The sequence below is a fragment of the Microcoleus sp. AR_TQ3_B6 genome (genome assembly GCF_036702785.1).
In the GTDB taxonomy this organism is placed as follows: Bacteria; Cyanobacteriota; Cyanobacteriia; order Cyanobacteriales; family Microcoleaceae; genus Microcoleus.
Map to the genome: position 1 here is coordinate 114,006 of NZ_JAUBVJ010000004.1, position 18,291 is coordinate 132,296.

Sequence of the window (18,291 nt, forward strand, 5' to 3'; positions counted from 1 at the left end):
AGTTGAGAGGGCTACTACACACACGAGGTTTCTGTCTAAGAGACTAAAGAATAAAGGGGGTAACAAGCCAAAATAGGGTATTATTACAGCTAAGTTGCCGCACTTAATATTATTTCAACTTTTGAAACCACACTCCTGTTTCATCAATCGTATGCAGAGAAAATGACTCGCCTTTCATCCTCTCAAAATCGTGTACTGCTTGCTGGCACCCCTCCCAGTGACCGTAATCATCAACCTGAATTAAACCGTTAGAAATAACGCTGTCATAAAGCGTATTAAATATATCCATTGTTGACTCGTACCAATCTCCATCAGCGTGCAGAAACGCAATACTTCCTATTGCTGACTTGTATTTGGGTAAAGTCTCGGCGAATAATCCCTTAATCGGTACAACAATATCTCTAACTTGCAGTAATTTACAGATTTTATCCAAATTTTCACTAATTGCAGCTTTGAGAGTTCCTTCGCCAAAATTGGTGAGATTTGCAGGTATTCCCTGATGTTTATCAATCTCCGTAGGTGGGGGCATTCCTTCAAACGTATCAAAAGCATACAGCACTCTCGGACGGCGGCTGTAATGTTTGATTACAAATGCTATCAATGCTGCTGAGCCTCCTTTGCAAGTTCCGCATTCTACAAAATTTCCCGGCAAATCTTCCACACATATTTGCTTTGCCAAACAATAAAGAGAAAACAGTCTCGATTCGCTAAGCAAGGTATAGGGGCGAACAGTTGACAAAATATTTTTAAAGTTTGCAGGAGAAGTTTGCAGTGACGATTGGCTGCTTTGAAGAATTGTCTGCCCATTTCGCTGTTCTAGCGTTGGCAATTTCTGTTTTGGCAACTCTTTGCTAACTGAAATACCGCTGACTGAATAATCCTGCAAATGTGCTGGCAACTGCCAAGAAATATTAGGGTCTGGTTGATGTTTTACTGGCTCGACATTGCCCCGCCAAGCAGCCCCCATAATTTGCATTGTTTGATATACTACCGTTTGCCATCCCCTTTGCTTCAAGTAATCTAAACCTTTAGCAACATCTGGAGCCGCTAAATCGTGAAATAAAATTATCGCATCTTCTTCAGCCAATTTTTCACAGGCAATGGCATCATTTAACGGGCCTTCATTTTCGTGTTCCCCGTCAATAAAAATTAACGACCATTTGCGGTTAAATTGATTTGCTAACTCCTCTACTCTCTGAGGGCTATAACCGGGTACTAGCGTCACGGAAGTTTGAACGCCAGACGCATTTAGAGCACCTTGAATTGAATCGATTACGCTTTGTCTGATATCTTCTCTTTCTAACAGCGGATCGACGACATCTAACTCAACTCCTGCCAGGGCTAAGTGACAGGCAGACCACCCTAGCCAGCAGCCTATTTCTAATGCTTTTTTACCTTTAAATTGTATGGCTGTATTGTAAAGAATGTGTGCTTCGTCGCGACTGAGAAATCCGACTAAATTAGCACGGCGATCGACATACCAATTGTGCTTGATTTCCCGGCGCAAATAAGGCCACGAACAAGTCTGAGTATCCCCAACAATCATGTTGGGAAAGTACGCGTCTGGGAGAATAACTTTCAATCCTGGAGATACGTAATCTCCGGCGGGTAGCAAAGTATTGTTTGTGATTTCTGATAAGGGCGGTAATGTCTTTTTTTCTGGTAATAAATTAGGAGAGTTTGGCTTTCTTTTCGGTTGGTAGCGGAGACTAATTTCTATTTGATTTCCGTCCGTTGTTGCTAATTTTACCAAGTCGTGTTTGTGGCCAGTGATGTGCAGAATGCCGATCGCCTCCTGTGGCAGATACGGCTCCACAAAACAGGCTTGGTGCTTGTCCCAGACGGGCAAACCAAAGTTGCAACTCCAGTTGCAGCGAGCCGGCAGCATCTCTGTTTTGTCAAACATTTCCGTGCCGTAAACTAACCGATTTAAAGCTATTTGGTCGCTCATTAAAGAAACGTGCTGCTGCAATCCCTGTTCTAGGTATTCTGCCCAAATTTCCCAATGGGGGGCGTCTTGTTGCAGCGCGAAAATACCTGCATTTATGGTTGGATAGCTGTGCAATTTTTGGGCGACTTCTTCGCCAAAAGCTGCTTGATAATCGCGGTAAACAAATTGCCAGTACCAAGGCAGTTTGCCGTAAGCTAAATAATAACCTCGGTCGAGTTCTGGAACAACTGCTAAGCCCCGTTTAGCCGCGCCTTTAACTAACAGTTCAACGGCTTGCCAATCTTGCACCCAAGCATCGGCATCTATCCAAAGGTAGATATCAAAATTGGGAAAATATCGACGGAGAAACGGACGGGCTAAAAGTCCTTTGAGATAGTGAGGGGCTTCATTTTTGCCGGGAAAGTCAAAGTTCCAATCGGGCTTTTGAATGATATTAACTTGTGTTTTTAACCACTGCAACTGTTCGGGAGTGCAGCCGAGATCGAAAAAGCCGATCGCCACATTTTCGCCCTCGGGTTTTTCCCGCACCGATAAAATAGTACCTTGCACCAATTCAAAGTAATTTGCATCGGCGGCTGTGATGATGATAATCTGCATAAATAGTAACGGGTGCATCTCGTTGGGTGGGGGCGGGTTTATTTAACCTGTTTGCACCGTTGAGGGGAAGGGGTGAACCCGCCCCTACAGGCTGCTTGAAAAGTCTGATTAAATTATAGGGTAGGGTAGGGTGCGCCGCAGCACCGCAATATTCATAAAACTATACTATGGAGACGATCGAGGAGGAATTGTGAAAAACCAAAAAGGGAAAGTTTATCTAGTCGGTGCGGGGCCGGGAGATTGTAACTTGATGACAGTGCGATCGCACAAACTGCTATCCCAAGCCGAAGTTTTAATCTACGACGCTCTAATCGACATCCCGCAACTCGAATTAATCCCAGCAACTTGTCGGAAAATAGAAGTCGGCAAACGCGGCGGCAAACCTTCCACCCAGCAGCAAGAAATTAACCGTTTGCTGGTAGAACATTGCAAGTTAGGCAAACAAGTGGTGCGGCTAAAAAGCGGCGATCCGTTTATTTTTGGTCGCTCCAGTTCGGAAATACAAGCATTAATCACAGCGGGCTGCGACTTTGAAGTAATACCCGGAATTTCTTCCGCCCTATCCGCACCTTTACTAGCAGGAATTCCCCTCACAGATCCGGTGATGAGTCGCTGTTTTGCAGTGATGAGCGCCCACGAACCGGATGCTCTGGAATGGGAAGCTTTAGTGCAGATAGAAACTTTGGTAATATTGATGGGAGGGCGAAATTTGAGCGAGATAGTCTGGCAATTGCTTCATCACGGACGATCGCCCGAAACTCCGATCGCTATTATCCGAGATTGCGCCCGCCCCGAACAGCACATTTGGCTGGGCACTCTCTCCAACATTGTACAGCAAACAGCAGGTCAATCTCTATCGCCTTGCGTGATGGTAATTGGGGAAGTAGTCAGATTGCGCGAATATTTAATCCAGCCAGAAAGCACAAATATGATCGATACACCAGTCACCTCTAATAACAGTCAATTGCCGCTAGCAGGAAAAACCATTTTAGTCACGCGATCGGTTTCTCAGTCTGCTGAATTTAGCGATCGACTCCAGCAACAAGGAGCCCGCGTTATCGAAATGCCCGCCTTGGTAATTGGACCGCCGTCCACTTGGGAACCATTAGACAGTGCGATCGCACAATTGTCAAGCTTTCACTGGTTAATTCTCACTTCCCACAACGCTGTAGACTGCTTTTTTCAACGATTACAAGCAAAAGGCAAAGACGCCCGCAGCTTGTTTGGTATTAAAATCGCAGTTGTCGGGAAAAAAACAGCAGAAAGTTTGCGATCGCACTCTCTACAGCCAGACTTTATTCCCCCCAATTTTATCGCCGATTCCCTAGTCGAGAACTTCCCCTGGCAGGGCGGGCACGGGGGCACCGCCCCTACAAATTGCAAAATCCTATTTCCGAGAGTAGAAAGCGGCGGCAGAGAAGTTTTAGTAAAAGAATTCACCGCCAAAGGAGCGCAAGTAATAGAAGTGCCAGCTTACCAATCTTGCTGTCCCGAAACAATCGATCCGATCGCCCTATCCGCACTCCAAAATCAAGCCGTAGATATCATAACATTTGCCAGTTCCAAAACCGTCCATAACTTTTGTCACCTCCTAGAAAAAAGCCCTGAATTATCCTTGTCTAAGGATTGGTTGGAAAACGTTTGCATCGCATCCATCGGGCCGGAAACTTCCAAAAGCTGTCAGAATTTATTGGGTAAGTTGGATGTGGAAGCCAAAGAATATACGTTAGACGGGTTGACTGAGGCGATCGTTGAATGGGTTGCAGAATATCAAAATTTGTAAGTGCGATCGAACAGCCGTTAATTATCTAAACTGTAGGTTGTAAAAGGGTTATAATACCAATTTAAAAAAATCCGGGTAAGTAAGGACACGGCAGTGCCGTGTCCCTACAGATGCTCGCGTACAATCTCTCAGTTGCAAAACTTTTATGAATTAGGATAAAATAGTTGTAAGATAACTAGGAGGAAATATGACCGCCAAAGACCAACTTCTTCAAGAACTAGACCAAGTACCAGAACCTATGTTGAAAGAAGTGCTGGTGTTTGTACTAGCCCTGAATGCAAAACAGCCTGTAAAATCAGAAAAAAGTGATGTTTGGAACGCTTACCTAGCATCTAAAAAAGAACTAGAGGACGTTGACCCTGTACCAGAACCTATGTTGAAAGAAGTGCTGGAGTTTGTACTATACCTGAAGACAAAACAGCCTGTAAAAGCCGAAAAAAGTGATGTTTGGAACGCTTACCTAGTCTCTAAAAAAGAACGAGAGGAGGTTGACCGTGTACCAAAACCTAGGTTGAAAGAAGTGCTGGAGTTTATACTAGCCCTGAAGCCAATACAGCCTGTAAAAGCAGAAAAAAGTGATCTAGAAGCCAAAGCATGGCAGGCATATCTAGATTCAGAACGCGAAAGAAAGGAGGTTTACCGTCGCCTTGCCAACTCCTAATTTTGTCAGCAAAAGTATGGTTTTAAGGATCCACGCCAGACAGATAGAGAGATTGGGTGGCACTCCCGGCGTTAGAGATGAAGGCTTGTTGGAGTCCGCTTTGGCTCAACCGCAAGCAACTTTTGGCGGTCAATTTTTGCATCCAACAATTAGCGAACAAGCTGCAGCCTATCTCTACCACATAGCGATGAATCATCCCTTTATTGACGGCAATAAACGAACGGCTTTTGCGGTGATGGATACCTTTTTGCGTTTGAATGGTTGCGCTCTGAATTTGACCGACGATCGAGCCTATGATTTAGTCATGCGAGTTGCACGGGGAACGATGACTAAGGAAGAATTAAGCACGGAGTTCGAGTCATGTATTGTTGAGTTTTAATAAGTAAGTTGGGCAGCCTGCAGGGAGATTAATTAAGGTACGCAGTGGGCACCCTACAGTGAAATAGGGAATCGCGGAACAAAAAAGCGAGTAAAATTATCATCACTAAAGAACAAAGCCGAGCTCCTTGGCGTCAAATCACCAATAAAACTAAAAAAAAAAGTACCAACGACCGATCGCCCTTTTTCCCGCAAATCCCGCTACCCAACTACAAATTAGCAATAGCCATGAATATAAATTTTTCTCGTTACGACACCTTAACCACCCTGCTAGCAGGAACTACCGCAGCCTTAACCATAGTCATCAACCAACCCGCGATCGCCAAAACCCCCCAAGAAGTCGCCAGCATTGCCGGGCCGCTGACAGTACAAATTAACAGTTCCCTCGGAGACGGTTCTGGCGTAATTATTGCCAAAAAAGGCAAAACTTACACAGTTTTAACAGTCAATCACGTCGTAGAAAAAGCAGACGTGAAATACACCGTTCGCACGTCGATCGGCAAAAACTATCAAGCAACCTCCGTCACCCGTTTGCAAACCGCCGAAACTGACCCAGATTTAGCCGTAGTCAAATTTGAAAGCCCCGAAGAATATCCAGTCGCGACGATCGCAGATTCCGATTTGGCCGTCATCGGCACTCAAATCTTCGTTTACGGCTATCCCGCTACCGGCGGACTTTTCGGCGCCGAACGAGAACCCGAACTCTCTCCCGGACTCGTTACCAGCCGCCCGCGCAACCGCCCAGAAGGTTACACTTTGCGGTATCAAGCGGTAACTTGGAGTGGTATGAGTGGCGGTCCTGTTTTTGACTCCGAAGCCCGAGTCATCGGTTTACACGGACAAGGGGAATTCGGTTTTGCACAAACCAGTTCCGGCGAAGTCGCCCCGATTAAAACCGGATTTAATGCAGCAGTTCCAATCAATACATTTATCGCCAAGCTGGTGGCGGCGGGAATAAACAAATCCGAGTTGAAAGTAGACAATACTCCCCCAACCAGCGGCCCGGTATCCACCGCCAATCCGCAAGACGCCCAAGCTTATTATTTTCGAGGACTTTCGCTGTTAGATCGAGGAGATGCTTGGGAGGCGATCGCGGATTTCAACAGATCGCTTGCTTTCAAGCCCAAATATACCCCTGAATTGTATTTTAATATCGGTAATGCCCGCACTTTCATGACCGCCGGCTTGCCCCCACTCGAACCCACACGCGGTTCCAGTGCTATTCAAGCATACACGCTGGCGATCGAAGCCAATCCCGGTTTTGCCGACGCTTACTACAACCGAGCTTTAGCTTACCTGGACAACAAAGACCAACCAAAAGCAATTGCCGACTTTCAAAAAGCAGCAGAACTTTACAAGCAAGGCGGCAGAACGAGTGCCTATCAAGACGCGCTCAACAGAATCAAACAATTGCAGTAGAATTAGAAGTTAAGAATTAAGAATTAAAAATGGGATTATTCATTTTTAATTCTTAATCAACTTTATACAAACAGCAGGTAAATAACAATGACTGCTATCACCTTAAACCTCGATTCCATTATCAAACTAACTTCCGAACAGTTTTACCAACTGTGCGAAGAAAACCCGGACTTGAAACTTGAACGGAACGCCAACGGAGAATTAATTGTCATGGCGCCAACCGGAGGAGAAACAGGGAAACGCAATGTCAAAGTGACTACACAATTGGATCTGTGGAACGAACAAACCGAACTCGGAGAAGTGTTTGATTCCTCCACAGGGTTTACTCTGCCCAATAAAGCCGATCGATCTCCCGATGCTTCTTGGGTAGAAAAATCCCGCTGGTCAGCTTTGACGCCCGAACAAAGAGAAAAATTCATCCCGCTTTGTCCCGATTTTGTCATTGAATTAGTCTCGCCCAGCGACAGTTTGAAAAAATGTCAGGAAAAAATGCAAGAATATATGGAAAATGGCTGCCGTTTGGGTTGGCTGATTAACCGCAAAAAACGGGAAGTTGAAATTTATCGCCCCGGTCAAGATGTGGAAGTTTTACAATCTCCTCTCACCCTTTTTGGGGAAAATGTTTTACCGGGATTTGTTCTCAATTTGCAAAAAATTTGGAATTAATTTGAGTTATCAATTGTTTTTAAATTTAAAAAAACTGCTATGACAGCTATAACCTTAAACCTCAACTCCATAATTAAACTAACTTCCGAACAGTTTTATCAACTGTGCGAAGAAAACCCGGACTTGAAACTAGAACGCAACGCCAACGGAGAATTAATTGTCATGCCGCCAACCGGAGGAGGAACGGGCAAAAGCAACTCAATCAACAGCGAATGCTCAAATCTGGACGTGGAACGAACAAACCGAACTCGGCGAAGTGTTTGATTCCTCCACAGGGTTTACTCTGCCCAATAAAGCCGATCGCTCTCCTGATGTCTCCTGGGTAGAAAAATCACGATGGTCAGCTTTGACGCCCGAACAAAGAGAAAAATTCATCCCGCTTTGTCCCGATTTTGTCATTGAATTAGTTTCGCCCAGCGACAGCCTGAAAAAGACTCAGGAAAAAATGCAAGAATATATGGAAAATGGCTGCCGTTTGGGTTGGCTGATTAACCGCAAAAAACTGGAAGTTGAAATTGATCGCCCCGGTCAAGATGTGGAAGTTTTACAATCTCCTCTCACTCTTTCTGGGGAAAATGTTTTGCCGGGATTTGTTCTCAATTTACAAAAAATTTGGAATTAGCAGAGTTGAATTTTGACTTATATCATCTTCGGTAAAATAAGCGTTACCAGTTCGTAGTGAGGAATGCAAGTCCGAGCGAGTTCGATTAGGACTCTGGGTCTTCACTACAAACCAATTTTGTTATAATCTTTCGAGGGGACATAATATTAGCTGGAAATTTGATAAAATTGTAATTACCATAAAATTAACAGGCTAGAATTATGGTTCAAACAATTCAAGCTAAAAATGTCACATTAGAAGAATTAAAAACACTTTTTAACCTTCAACTTGTCACAGACGACCAATTTTTCAGAGAATGGCAAGACGAGTTGCCAGAAATTACCGACTTTCAAAAACGACAGCTAGATCAGATTAAAGCGGGTTACTTCAACTTGTTAGAGTATCCGCCGATGCTGGAAAAAACCATTAGTTTGTCGATCGTCTCTCCCCTGTTATTTGCAGGCGAGTTTTATCTGCATCCTTTCTACATTAAACCCGAAAAATCCGTCGAAATTTCCGAAGAAGATGAAGGGGTTATCATCAAAGGCAGCCTTGATACTTTAGTTTTAAAAGAGCAGTTGTGGCTGATGGTAATAGAATCGAAACGAGTTTCATTTTCGATCGAAGCGGGATTGGCGCAAATCTTAGCTTATATGCTGGCAAATCCCAACCCGGACAAACCTAGTTACGGCATGATTGCTACAGGCGGCAGTTTCATCTTTGTTAAATTAGTGAAAGGAGAATCACCTCGGTATAGCACATCTGATTTATGGGGAATTAGCAATCGCACCAATAATTTACACGATGTACTCCGCATCCTCAAACGCTTGAGTCAAATAGTGATTAGTCAGTAGTTATTGGCCAAACAGGGCATTGGCCAAACAGGGCATTAATCTTCCTTCTTCCTTCTTCCTTCTTCCTTCTTCCTTCAGAATTACCACGGCGAACCGATCATTGTAAAAGCAGCCCAATAATAAGGATGCGACAAATTTCGATCGCCCCTGGCGGCCAACTCCGACGGTAAAGGCAGAGCTTGATTGTTGCCCGATCGCACCAAATAACCATCTTGCAACCGCACTTCTCCCCGCAACATCGCCAACTGCGCTTGCCGCAAAGCCTCAGCCTTAATCGGCGCTGTACGCAACTGCTGGTAAAACTCAGTCATCAGCCCTAAAGTACCGACATCGCTGACATACCACAAACTCGCCAAAGCCGATTTTACCCCCGCGTGTACCGCCAACCCCGCAAACCCCAACTCAGCTTGTTCGTCTCCCACCGCCGTAGTACAAGCACTCAAAACCAACAACTCCACCTGCGGGTTAGATAACTTCAACTCCTCCAACTGATTCAACCGCAACTTAGTATCCCAAAACTGAATGTAAGAATTTTCGGCCCCCCCAGGCTGAAAATCGCCGTGAGTAGCTAAATGAATAATTTTGTATTGCGGTTGATTGCGCTTACCCTTCAAATTTGCCAAAGTAAAAGCTTCATTGAGAAAAGACGAACCGGGCCAAATCTTGCCCACAATTGTCGATATTTCCAGCGGCACCGCAGGCAAAGGATTTTGGTCGTATTTGGCAGGAAAATTCGACGCACCCATCGCTAAAACTTCAGAAGCCTTAACATCGGCATAGCGAGTATCAGTTAAACTCAAACTCGGAATCAGCCCCAAACTGTACTTTTCTACCAAAAACTGCTTGCCGTCGTAAAGAGCAGCCAAAGGCAAAGTTCGCAAACCGGCATCCATCGAAAACACCAAGGTGTCAATCTTGTTAGCATCCAATTCCGGTTGCAGGGGTGCAATTAGCCACTCGTAAAGTTCCTCGGCAGGTTGCTTGTAATCAGCAGCATTAAATCTCCTGGGAGTTCTGATAGCATTAGTGAATTCTTTAGCAACTTGCAGCACTGTCTCGCGGCTTGCAGGCACGCTTTTAAAAACATTTTTGCCGTCGGGCAATAACAACACAAGTTCTAAATGTTTGTCTTTCGCCCACACGTAAAGGATAGCGGGCTTAACCCCAGTCAGCCGATTGACGCTGCTGAGAGTATCTCGAATACTTTGCTGGGTGACAGACTTTTGACCCAGATTGCCGCCAAAGTAACGTTCAAATTCCCGGCCCTGAGTTATATCCCTTTGCTGCACTGCGTCGATCGGATTTATTTGCCCGATCGAACTCGATCGAGAACTCTCTGGAACCCTCACATTCCCGATACTTTTTGCTGTTACCGCACTTGCCGGCTTCTGTGCACTTGCCTGCAAGCTGCCGTTTTCTGTCCTCTCCGGCGCAGCCAAATTGTCTTTTAACACCGACGGCGACAGCAGTACCGAGCCACCCTCCGTCTCGTTCGATGCCGCCTCAACAGGCGCAGCAGCGGGTTCTGGCGAGACATTGGCGTTACTGCTCTTTGGCACCGGCGCTGCGGGGACGAGACTCACCTGAGTCACAATTTGTGGAGAATTGCCTGTAGTTTCTAGTGCCACGCTGCTAGTTGGTGCCGGAGTCGGCACGATCGCCAGCGCCCCGATAGCAGTTGAGGAAGTGGCAGTGTTCGACTTGGAGTTTCCCGTTCCAACAGTCGCCGCCGTACAGGTTCCCGACGAGCAAGTGCTTTGCAGCAGAGTCTGTGAACCCGATCGAGCCAGCCCGTCTGTAGAAATGCTGACCTCGGCGCGCTCGGGGGCCGTTCCTGTTCCCGGAGCCCGAAACGCTCCCCCAGCCTCGATTTCCACATCGCCGCCCGTATTGCCGCGAGCTTTGATCGAAACAACTTCAACATCTTTCTGGCCGGTAATCTTGCTCGAACCGGCACTTCCCAGCTGCGAACTCGAATTGATCACCCCTGTAACGATCCGCCCCGGCGCTGCAATCGAAATATCTCCCCCGCGGATGGAACCGAAAGCATCGATGTTGCCCGTTTGTACCGCACCGGCGCTGCGGATGTTGATAGGGCCCGCTGTCCCGGAAGCCGATCGAGATGAAACCGTACCAGCAGTCACATTGCCTTGATTGCTAATGATATTAATCCCCGCTTTCGAGGTAACGTCCCCAACAGTTACAGTACCGCCGAACAGAGCGATCGTGGCGTTATCAGTTCCGACGATCGCACGCGTTCCCACGATCGCGCCGGTGCCATTGGGCGATTGAATCGTCGTCGGGTCTTGAAATATCACCGGCACTGGCGTTGAATTCGGCGTTGAATTTGGCCCTCCAGAAGCAATCGAGATCGCACCGCTACCGTCAGAACGTCCGATCGCGATCGAAGCAAACCCATTCCGAAAAGTGTTCAAGTCAGCCGCAGTCAAGTTCAGAGCTTTTGTATCGCTCGAGCCTGCAATTATAATATTTTGACTTGGATCGGCCGGTTGCAGCACCAAATTGCCATTGCTGGCGATCGAATTTTTGTCACCCGTCAAGTCAATCTCGCTGCCGGTTAAAGTAATATTTCCCGGTGTTTTCGAGCCACTAGATTCGATCGCCCCCGCAGTGACGACCTTGGGTCCGGTCAGCGTCACATTCCCCGCGCGATCGCCCCTAGTGTCGATCGCACCCACAGTCACCGTGCCCTCTGCGGTAACGGTCACATCTCCCGCCGAATTGCGCATCTCTTGGGAAGAATTGACATTCGTGTTGATGGTGCGGGTTCCAACAGTAAGTAGCTGACCAGTTGTGACATTGCCCGTTGTGCTGGCGAGGCGAATTTCCTCACCGTTGGTAGAAATATTGCCGGTTCTGATATTCCCGTCAGCTTTGAGAGTAATTGAGGCATTGTCGGCCCCTGTCAAGGAACTTGTGGTAGTGATTGTTCCCAAACCCGCCGGCGATTGAATAATTAGCGAGTCATAAAATGTGAAATCGTTGGCAATCAGAATCGAACCCATACCGTTGCTGCGACCGATCGTAATTCCAGCAAACCCATTTTGCAAACTTCCGAGGTCCTTTGCCGTGAGATTCAAATAAATATTAGTGCCGACATCTCCAGAACCGCCGATCGCAATATTTTGACCTGGACTCCAAGGTTGTAGTACCAAAAAGCCAGTGCCGCTGACTGAATTTTTGTCGCCTTTAAAATTTATTTCATTACCAGTCAAAGTAATGTTTCCCGAGCCCCCTGCGATCGAGCTCACTCCCAGAACATTCTGAGCCGTCACAGTTACATTTCCCGCCGCTTCCGGGCCGCTGGCATCAAGTCTTTGGGCCGTTACGTTCAGGCCTTCGAGCAAAATATTTCCGCTGCTGCCAGTCTTAGGATTGGATGAAGAAATATTGTTAGCAACGGTCGAACCCGGACTAATCAAACTAATATTTCCGCCGTTGCTCGACAAATTGCCCGCAGTAATTTGATTTCCTGAAATGGCGATCGAGCCGCCAGCCGTGCTAATTGTATCGACCGCATTCATCGAAAAAACGCCCGCCCCACTGCGATCGGCATCTGCTCTCAATGTCACCGATCCAGTAGTTGCTTGAAAGCTCAACTGATTGTCCGCCAAATCAGCAATTGTAATATTATTGAGCGCTTCGAGAACCACATTTGACCTAGCCGAAATACTTTCCAAAGCTCTAGCCGAAATTGTCAGCGAAGGCTCAGAATTATTTGGCTGTCCTGGTAGCGTTCCTGTGGCCAAAATATTATTGTTGGCAATAATTGCCGCATCGCCCGTACCTTCTGCAGAATCTGTAATTAAGATATTCTCTGGATCTAACAGCAAAGTCCCCAAACCGTTTGTCCCGTCCGTCTCGACAGTACCCTTAAAAATCAATCTTTGCTTGCCCGAAACTTCTACAAACCCGCCAACACCTGCGGTGTCAGTTGCAGAAACGCCTTTGGCGCTGATGCTGCCCAAAAATGCTGTTGTGTTGTCCGCCCAGACAAAAACTCTGCCACCGTTGCCGGAGGCAGTTGCGTTGGCAGCGATCGAGCTGTTGCCATCCACGTAAGTCATTGTTGCATTCGGCACAGTTCCCTCGCCTCGGTAATCTCCCCCGAGCCGCACAGTTCCTCCGCCGCCGGGCCCGGAAGCCTCAATCTTCGCGGACAATAGCCCTACCTTGTCGCCCAACACATTCACGCTTCCTCCCGCGCCCCTCCTGGCAGACACGTCCGCAGCACCCGATACCAGAGCAGTTCCAGCACCTGCAGGCACTGTTTGCCCGCCCGCGAGCACGACTTCACCGCGATCGTTCGTAGTTATACCCGTAGCCTCAGCAGCACCAGGGCCCGAGAGCAGCCGAGGTAAAGTCAGCGCAGAGAAGGGAAGAACTTGCGAACCCGACACTCCGGCTGCTGGGGAAACTTCTAAATTCAGCAAAAGTCCCTCTTGACTCAACCGCACCAGATTTTCCCCCGGAACAGCCGCCACAGTAATTTGACCGCCCGGGGCAGAAAGTTGCCCTGTACTGATGACCGTACCGCCGAGCAAAGTCAAATTTTGCCCCGTGCCGACAACCAAGTTACCGGCATTGACAATATTCCCCGGCTGTGCGCCAAAAGCAAAAACATTCGGCGCTCCGACTAGGGCCGGGTAGTCGTTCGCCCCTGTCCCGTTGAACCAGCCGTTGTCAAAACCGATACCGCTAGCGGTGGTAGCCAAAAAAGACCCGGACACATCGAGTCGGGCATTCGTTCCAAAGATGATGCCTGCGGGATTCATCAGCAACAAGTTAGAATTGCCGCCACTAACTTGAATTAGACCGTTAATTAAGGAAGCGTCGCCCCCGACAACGCGGCCGAGGATATTTTTTATGGTTGGGTTGGAGATGAAATTGGCAGTTTCGCCAGAATTCAGACCGAATCGAGTAAAACTGTGGAATACATTTGCTCCGTCTCTGGAGGGTGTGCCGCCTGTAATGTCGTAGCGAGTGGGCGACCCTGTACCCTGGGCGGGAGTGATGACCGAGGTTCCCGTGCCGTCTGATGCTGGAATAGGTTCTGCAGCAGCAATTTGAGATTGGGGATAAATTGCCACAATCACCCATCCGCTGCTATTTTCTTTGAGGAAAACCAGGTTGGGGAAAAAATCTAATATCAAAAATCCAGCAAGGGGAATTGCTGCCAGAATCGATCGCACAGCACGTTGAGCATTCATAAGTTTGCCTCGGTCTAGACCTTGATTCGAGTGAAAAATGGAGATTTTGCGTAAAAAACAGTCGATCGCACCCCAATGCTCATACTTCCTAACGCCAACTCTCGATCGCAAATTTCAAATTTTCAGTCTAATTTTGATTGTGTGACCAACATAGCAAAGACTGACACTAAGTGTCGAAACACAAGAAGTTTAAACAGAGAAAATTATGAGCGATCGAATTATCCGTCTGATCGGTTTAACTGGGGGCATCGCCACCGGTAAAACCGCTATATCTAATTATCTGGCAGATGCCTGTGGATTTCCGATTTTAGATGCCGATATTTACGCCCGCGAAGCTGTGCATCCAGGTTCGCCAATACTCGAGTCTATTGTAGAACGATACGGCGCTGGTATTGTGCTCCCCGACGGCAATTTAAATCGGGCAGAGTTGGGAAATATTATTTTTTGTAACGCTCTCGAACGGCAGTGGTTAGAACAACAGATTCACCCTTACGTCCGCCGCCGATTAGTTGAGGAAACTCAAAGCTGCATTGCTGCATTGAGTCCGGTATCCCAAGGCACAGAGGATTTAGGTACAAAGACTCAAGAAACCGGTTTTTTTCACCGTCATCAAAAGCTAGAACGAAGTATTGTTGAAAAAAAAGCCAGTTTCTGCGCCAGGGGTGACACCTTGACTTTGGTTTTGGTAGTGCCGCTGCTGTTTGAAGCTAACATGACTGACTTGTGTACCGAAATTTGGGTGGTGTACTGTTCGCCCCGAGTGCAGTTAGAACGGCTGATGCAGCGAGACGGGCTGAGTTTCGATCGAGCTAATGCCCGCATTAGGGCCCAGTTATCGCTAGCTCAAAAGTGTCAACAAGCTGATGTTGTTTTGGACAACTCGTCAACCCTCGACTCGCTGTTCTTACAGGTAGATGCGCAAGTCAGTCGATTTGAGATTTGAGATTTGATATCAATTCCGGTTGCACCGGAATTATAGTCAACCGTCAACAATAACGGACGGTGCCACCGGAATTGATATGAGATGGACTCCGCCATATCGGTTTAAAAACCCGGTTTCTTTTTGTAGGGTGTGTGAGGTGCGGCGATGAACTTATGTCACCCATAGGGTTTCTTAAACCCTGGCTCGCGCACCGCTTAGACTACAAAATATACGTTCACATTTCATTCAAAAACACCCTATAGCAACCTTTTCGGATTGGTGAAGGAGCTTTTTTTTAACGAACCGCTTTCGACTCGTCCTTCAAAGTGGGGCGTCAGCGCTCTTGTCATCAACCAAGAGAATAAAAAATAAGAGAAGCAAAGAAAAGATAAAAAAATCACAATTCATTTAAAAATATAATAGCCACTATTTATAAAGTTAATGTAAAAAATTAGGCATCGTCCGCCTTAAGGAATCTCATTCACCCAGATATTTATATGTAGGGTGCTGATGGCGCGCCTGGGTACTCTCCTAATTAGTCTTTAATCCCTGGGTTGCAGCTTCAGATGAATAAATTATGAAGTCAATCATAAAAGTAGTAAAAATTTACAATTTGCGGTTTTAGTTTCCTTGTTTGAAGAGTGTTTCAAGAAAATGCCAGCGGTTGAATTCTGCTGGTTGCCCGCAAGCAGCAGGCAACTCGAGCTTACAAGCGAACGGGCGAGCTAAATGAGGGGTTTTATTCGCTTTTAACGAAAACTCAAAAAAATTGCCGATGCCATCAATTAGTAATTGGTGTTTTGGCCGCAATTCATTTTTTTTTACCCGGATAGCAGAGTACAGGCTGCGTATCAAGAAGTGGAAAATACAAACACCAAATTTTATTATGCGCGTTTACTCTTCTCTCCTGATGTCAAGCCTGTTACTGAGCGCCACCGCAGTTAACACTCAAAGCTTAGAAACTCGATCGACATTTTTTGCTCGAGACAACCCTAATCCAGAATTTTTAACAGTTCTAGCTGACACTCAGAGCTTGTACGCAGATAACGATAAAGAGCAAGATAAAGATAAAGATACAGCGCCAGAACGAGGTAGCGGAAGATTAAGCCTAAAAAATCGATAGTTGTCTGTTGCGAATTAGGGGGAGGGTGGGAGAATGGAAAAATCCAAAATGGTGATAGGAGGAGAAAAATTGAAGATTTCGATCCATTAATGGGGGACTTATGTACTTCGTACCAAAAAACCGATTTTTTAGCGGTATGGGACGACTCAACACATAATTTTTGGCTATTGGAGTTTTTTTGCCAAAGGTCCTCAAGATATCAGATCGTTTCCGGTTACACCGTCCGTGATGTTGACGGTTGACGGTTGACGCCGTGAACAGTCAACCGTCAACCGTCAACAGCCAACAGTGAACTCGAATTTACTATTCCGATGCTAAGGGATTTGATATCAGATGCCACCAACGGGCGCTCTATGTTGCACTCAAAAAATCAAGGTAAAGCGCGAGTAGGAATCTAGCGCTTTACCTTGATTTTTTAAACTTTTGCAGCTTTAATCTTCTTCCGCAGCTTCACCGCCAACAACGACATCGCGAATCCGCAAACTCGGGCCGCCACAGCCCACGGGCAAACCGCTTTGTCCTGCCTTGCCACAGCCGCCGGATTCATCCCAGTAGAAATCGTCGCCGATCGCCTCAATATCGGCTAAAGTGCTGAAAACATTACCCGAAAGAGTAACATCCCGCACGGGATTGTCTAGTTTTCCGTCGCGGATCATCCAAGCTTCGCCGGCACTGAAAGTAAACATTTCGCCGTTAGTCATGCCGCCTTGCCAATTGCGCGCATAAACTCCTTCTTTGATACCAGAAAATAGGTCAGCAACTGGCGTGTCACCCCGTTCGATCCAAGTATTCGTCATGCGGACAATGGGCGGATAGTGATAATTCAAACAGCGAGCATTGCCAGTAGGCGTTTCTCCCAATTTGCCCGCAGTTTCCCGCGAGTGCAGCCGCCCGACTAAAGCGCCGTCTTTAATTAACTGAGTAGTAGTCGCGGGAGTACCTTCGTCGTCGTAGAAATAACTGCCCCGGTGTCCCTCGGGCGCTGCACCGTCGAAAATTTGCAAGTTTTCTGGGCCGAACTGGCGGCCGAGGGTCATAATTTCCAAAATGTCGGGATTTTCGTAGGCCATGTCGGCTTCGGAAAGATGCCCGAAGGCTTCGTGGACGAACAATCCGGTCAGAATTGGGTCGATGACGACGGTGTAGGTGTTTCCTTGGACGGGGGGTAAGGCTAAGGAATCTACGGCGCGCTGGGCGGCGCTGCGAACTTGAACATCGAGCTCGGTTAAGTCTTCGTAGGCTTTGCGCGAACCGGTGGTTTCGCGGCCGGTTTGTACGGTTTCTCCGCTGCGGGCTGTCGCCGCAAAGCGCATTTCCATGTCTGCCCAACCTTGTTCGAGCATGGTGCCTTCGGAGGTGGCGAGGATGATGCGCTGGGTGCTGTCGCCGTAGCGCACGGAGATGGTGGCGATGCGGGGGTCAATGCTGCGGAGAATGGCCGCGTAGCGATCGCACAATTGCTTTTTGTCAATTAGGGGAACCAGACGCGGGTCCGTTCCTGTCAGCGGCAGCAAGCAAATGTCTTGTACTGGGGTAACAGGTGCCAGAATCGTTTCTTCTTCGCCAATGAGTTTAGCCGCGGCGATGGCTTCTTCGATTCTTTCGGCGAGGGTGGAAAGTCGGTTAAAGCTGGCAAAGCCCCAGCCGCCTTTGTGACAAGCTCGGACTTGGCCACCAATTGAGACTCCTTCGCTGAGGGTTTCAATTTTTTCGCCTCGCAGCAGGATGTCGGTGCCTTCGGCTTCTTCGAGTCGAATTGCCAGATAATCTACTTGGTTGCGATAGCGTGCCATTAAGTCTGACAGCAGATTTTTCGAGTCGGCGATCGAGGTAGGCATAAGGAAAGCACGGTGTTTAACTGACTTCATTTTGCACTTTTGTCAGGGCGATCGTGTAAAATATCGCCCCAAGCGCGGAGATTGCGACTTATTGGTACGGTTCTGCCAATATCGTTAGTTGACAAATGTGGATATCCTGTGAGTTAGCAGGAAGGCGCAAGAAATTATGCGGGATTTTTTCATCTTGGCGGTGCTTGACTCCTAACTCCTGAACTTTCCTATACATAAATACTTCATCCTTCATGGCTGTGAAGGTGGGTTTATAAC

General features: G+C 47.2%; 12 protein-coding genes and 1 pseudogene. 9 read left to right on the top strand and 4 right to left on the bottom strand.

Annotated features, from left to right (window positions below):
- Window positions 1–109: 109 nt before the first annotated feature.
- Window positions 110–2,548 carry a TylF/MycF/NovP-related O-methyltransferase gene (locus tag QUB56_RS03700; protein WP_332953264.1) on the bottom strand — a complete coding sequence of 813 codons (2,439 nt, stop codon included), beginning with the start codon at window positions 2,546–2,548 and terminating at the stop codon, window positions 110–112.
- Window positions 2,549–2,738: 190 nt separating this feature from the next.
- Between QUB56_RS03700 and cobA the strand changes: the two genes are divergently transcribed.
- The 7 genes and pseudogenes from cobA to QUB56_RS03735 all read left to right on the top strand — a co-directional run bounded on the left by cobA (window position 2,739) and on the right by QUB56_RS03735 (window position 8,910).
- Window positions 2,739–4,331 carry a uroporphyrinogen-III C-methyltransferase gene (gene cobA, locus QUB56_RS03705; RefSeq protein WP_332953267.1) on the top strand — a complete coding sequence of 531 codons (1,593 nt, stop codon included), beginning with the start codon at window positions 2,739–2,741 and terminating at the stop codon, window positions 4,329–4,331.
- A 187-nt stretch (window positions 4,332–4,518) separates the two neighbouring features.
- Window positions 4,519–4,992 (top strand): hypothetical protein, encoded by a 474-nt coding sequence (locus QUB56_RS03710; protein ID WP_332953269.1) that lies wholly within the window; start codon window positions 4,519–4,521, stop codon window positions 4,990–4,992.
- Window positions 4,993–5,008: 16 nt separating this feature from the next.
- Window positions 5,009–5,371 carry a type II toxin-antitoxin system death-on-curing family toxin gene (locus QUB56_RS03715; RefSeq protein ID WP_332953271.1) on the top strand — a complete coding sequence of 121 codons (363 nt, stop codon included), beginning with the start codon at window positions 5,009–5,011 and terminating at the stop codon, window positions 5,369–5,371.
- A gap of 227 nt (window positions 5,372–5,598) precedes the next feature.
- Window positions 5,599–6,789 carry a tetratricopeptide repeat-containing serine protease family protein gene (locus QUB56_RS03720; RefSeq protein WP_332953274.1) on the top strand — a complete coding sequence of 397 codons (1,191 nt, stop codon included), beginning with the start codon at window positions 5,599–5,601 and terminating at the stop codon, window positions 6,787–6,789.
- 87 nt (window positions 6,790–6,876) lie between these two features.
- A complete protein-coding gene (locus QUB56_RS03725; protein ID WP_332953277.1) occupies window positions 6,877–7,455 on the top strand; it encodes a Uma2 family endonuclease in 579 nt (192 codons plus the stop codon).
- A gap of 39 nt (window positions 7,456–7,494) precedes the next feature.
- A pseudogene (locus QUB56_RS03730) lies at window positions 7,495–8,077 on the top strand (Uma2 family endonuclease).
- Window positions 8,078–8,277: 200 nt separating this feature from the next.
- Complete coding sequence (locus tag QUB56_RS03735; protein WP_332953278.1) at window positions 8,278–8,910, top strand: restriction endonuclease subunit R; 633 nt, start codon at window positions 8,278–8,280, stop codon at window positions 8,908–8,910.
- Window positions 8,911–8,990: 80 nt separating this feature from the next.
- Here the strand turns inward: QUB56_RS03735 and QUB56_RS03740 are convergent, their stop codons facing one another.
- A complete protein-coding gene (locus QUB56_RS03740) occupies window positions 8,991–14,141 on the bottom strand; it encodes a CHAT domain-containing protein (RefSeq protein WP_332953279.1) in 5,151 nt (1,716 codons plus the stop codon).
- Window positions 14,142–14,346: 205 nt separating this feature from the next.
- Between QUB56_RS03740 and coaE the strand changes: the two genes are divergently transcribed.
- Window positions 14,347–15,084 carry a dephospho-CoA kinase gene (gene coaE / locus QUB56_RS03745; RefSeq protein ID WP_332953282.1) on the top strand — a complete coding sequence of 246 codons (738 nt, stop codon included), beginning with the start codon at window positions 14,347–14,349 and terminating at the stop codon, window positions 15,082–15,084.
- A gap of 865 nt (window positions 15,085–15,949) precedes the next feature.
- Window positions 15,950–16,186 (top strand): heterocyst-inhibiting protein PatX, encoded by a 237-nt coding sequence (patX, locus tag QUB56_RS03750; protein WP_332953284.1) that lies wholly within the window; start codon window positions 15,950–15,952, stop codon window positions 16,184–16,186.
- A 431-nt stretch (window positions 16,187–16,617) separates the two neighbouring features.
- On the opposite strand, the gene QUB56_RS03755 is transcribed toward patX, so the two are convergent.
- Window positions 16,618–18,024, bottom strand: coding sequence for a TldD/PmbA family protein (locus QUB56_RS03755; RefSeq protein ID WP_332953352.1), 1,407 nt, complete (start codon window positions 18,022–18,024; stop codon window positions 16,618–16,620).
- 88 nt (window positions 18,025–18,112) lie between these two features.
- Window positions 18,113–18,268 (bottom strand): hypothetical protein, encoded by a 156-nt coding sequence (locus tag QUB56_RS03760; protein ID WP_332953286.1) that lies wholly within the window; start codon window positions 18,266–18,268, stop codon window positions 18,113–18,115.
- Between the last annotated feature and the right edge of the window lie 23 nt (window positions 18,269–18,291).

Bases quoted from the DNA above. Each gene is read 5' to 3' on its own strand.
- QUB56_RS03755 (WP_332953352.1), bottom strand. From the start codon at position 18,024: ATGCCTACCTCGATCGCCGACTCGAAAAATCTGCTGTCAGACTTAATG.
- QUB56_RS03740 (WP_332953279.1), bottom strand. From the start codon at position 14,141: ATGAATGCTCAACGTGCTGTGCGATCGATTCTGGCAGCAATTCCCCTT.
- QUB56_RS03725 (WP_332953277.1), top strand. From the start codon at position 6,877: ATGACTGCTATCACCTTAAACCTCGATTCCATTATCAAACTAACTTCC.
- QUB56_RS03760 (WP_332953286.1), bottom strand. From the start codon at position 18,268: ATGAAGGATGAAGTATTTATGTATAGGAAAGTTCAGGAGTTAGGAGTC.
- QUB56_RS03720 (WP_332953274.1), top strand. From the start codon at position 5,599: ATGAATATAAATTTTTCTCGTTACGACACCTTAACCACCCTGCTAGCA.
- QUB56_RS03715 (WP_332953271.1), top strand. From the start codon at position 5,009: ATGGTTTTAAGGATCCACGCCAGACAGATAGAGAGATTGGGTGGCACT.
- coaE (WP_332953282.1), top strand. From the start codon at position 14,347: ATGAGCGATCGAATTATCCGTCTGATCGGTTTAACTGGGGGCATCGCC.
- patX (WP_332953284.1), top strand. From the start codon at position 15,950: ATGCGCGTTTACTCTTCTCTCCTGATGTCAAGCCTGTTACTGAGCGCC.
- QUB56_RS03710 (WP_332953269.1), top strand. From the start codon at position 4,519: ATGACCGCCAAAGACCAACTTCTTCAAGAACTAGACCAAGTACCAGAA.
- QUB56_RS03700 (WP_332953264.1), bottom strand. From the start codon at position 2,548: ATGCAGATTATCATCATCACAGCCGCCGATGCAAATTACTTTGAATTG.
- QUB56_RS03735 (WP_332953278.1), top strand. From the start codon at position 8,278: ATGGTTCAAACAATTCAAGCTAAAAATGTCACATTAGAAGAATTAAAA.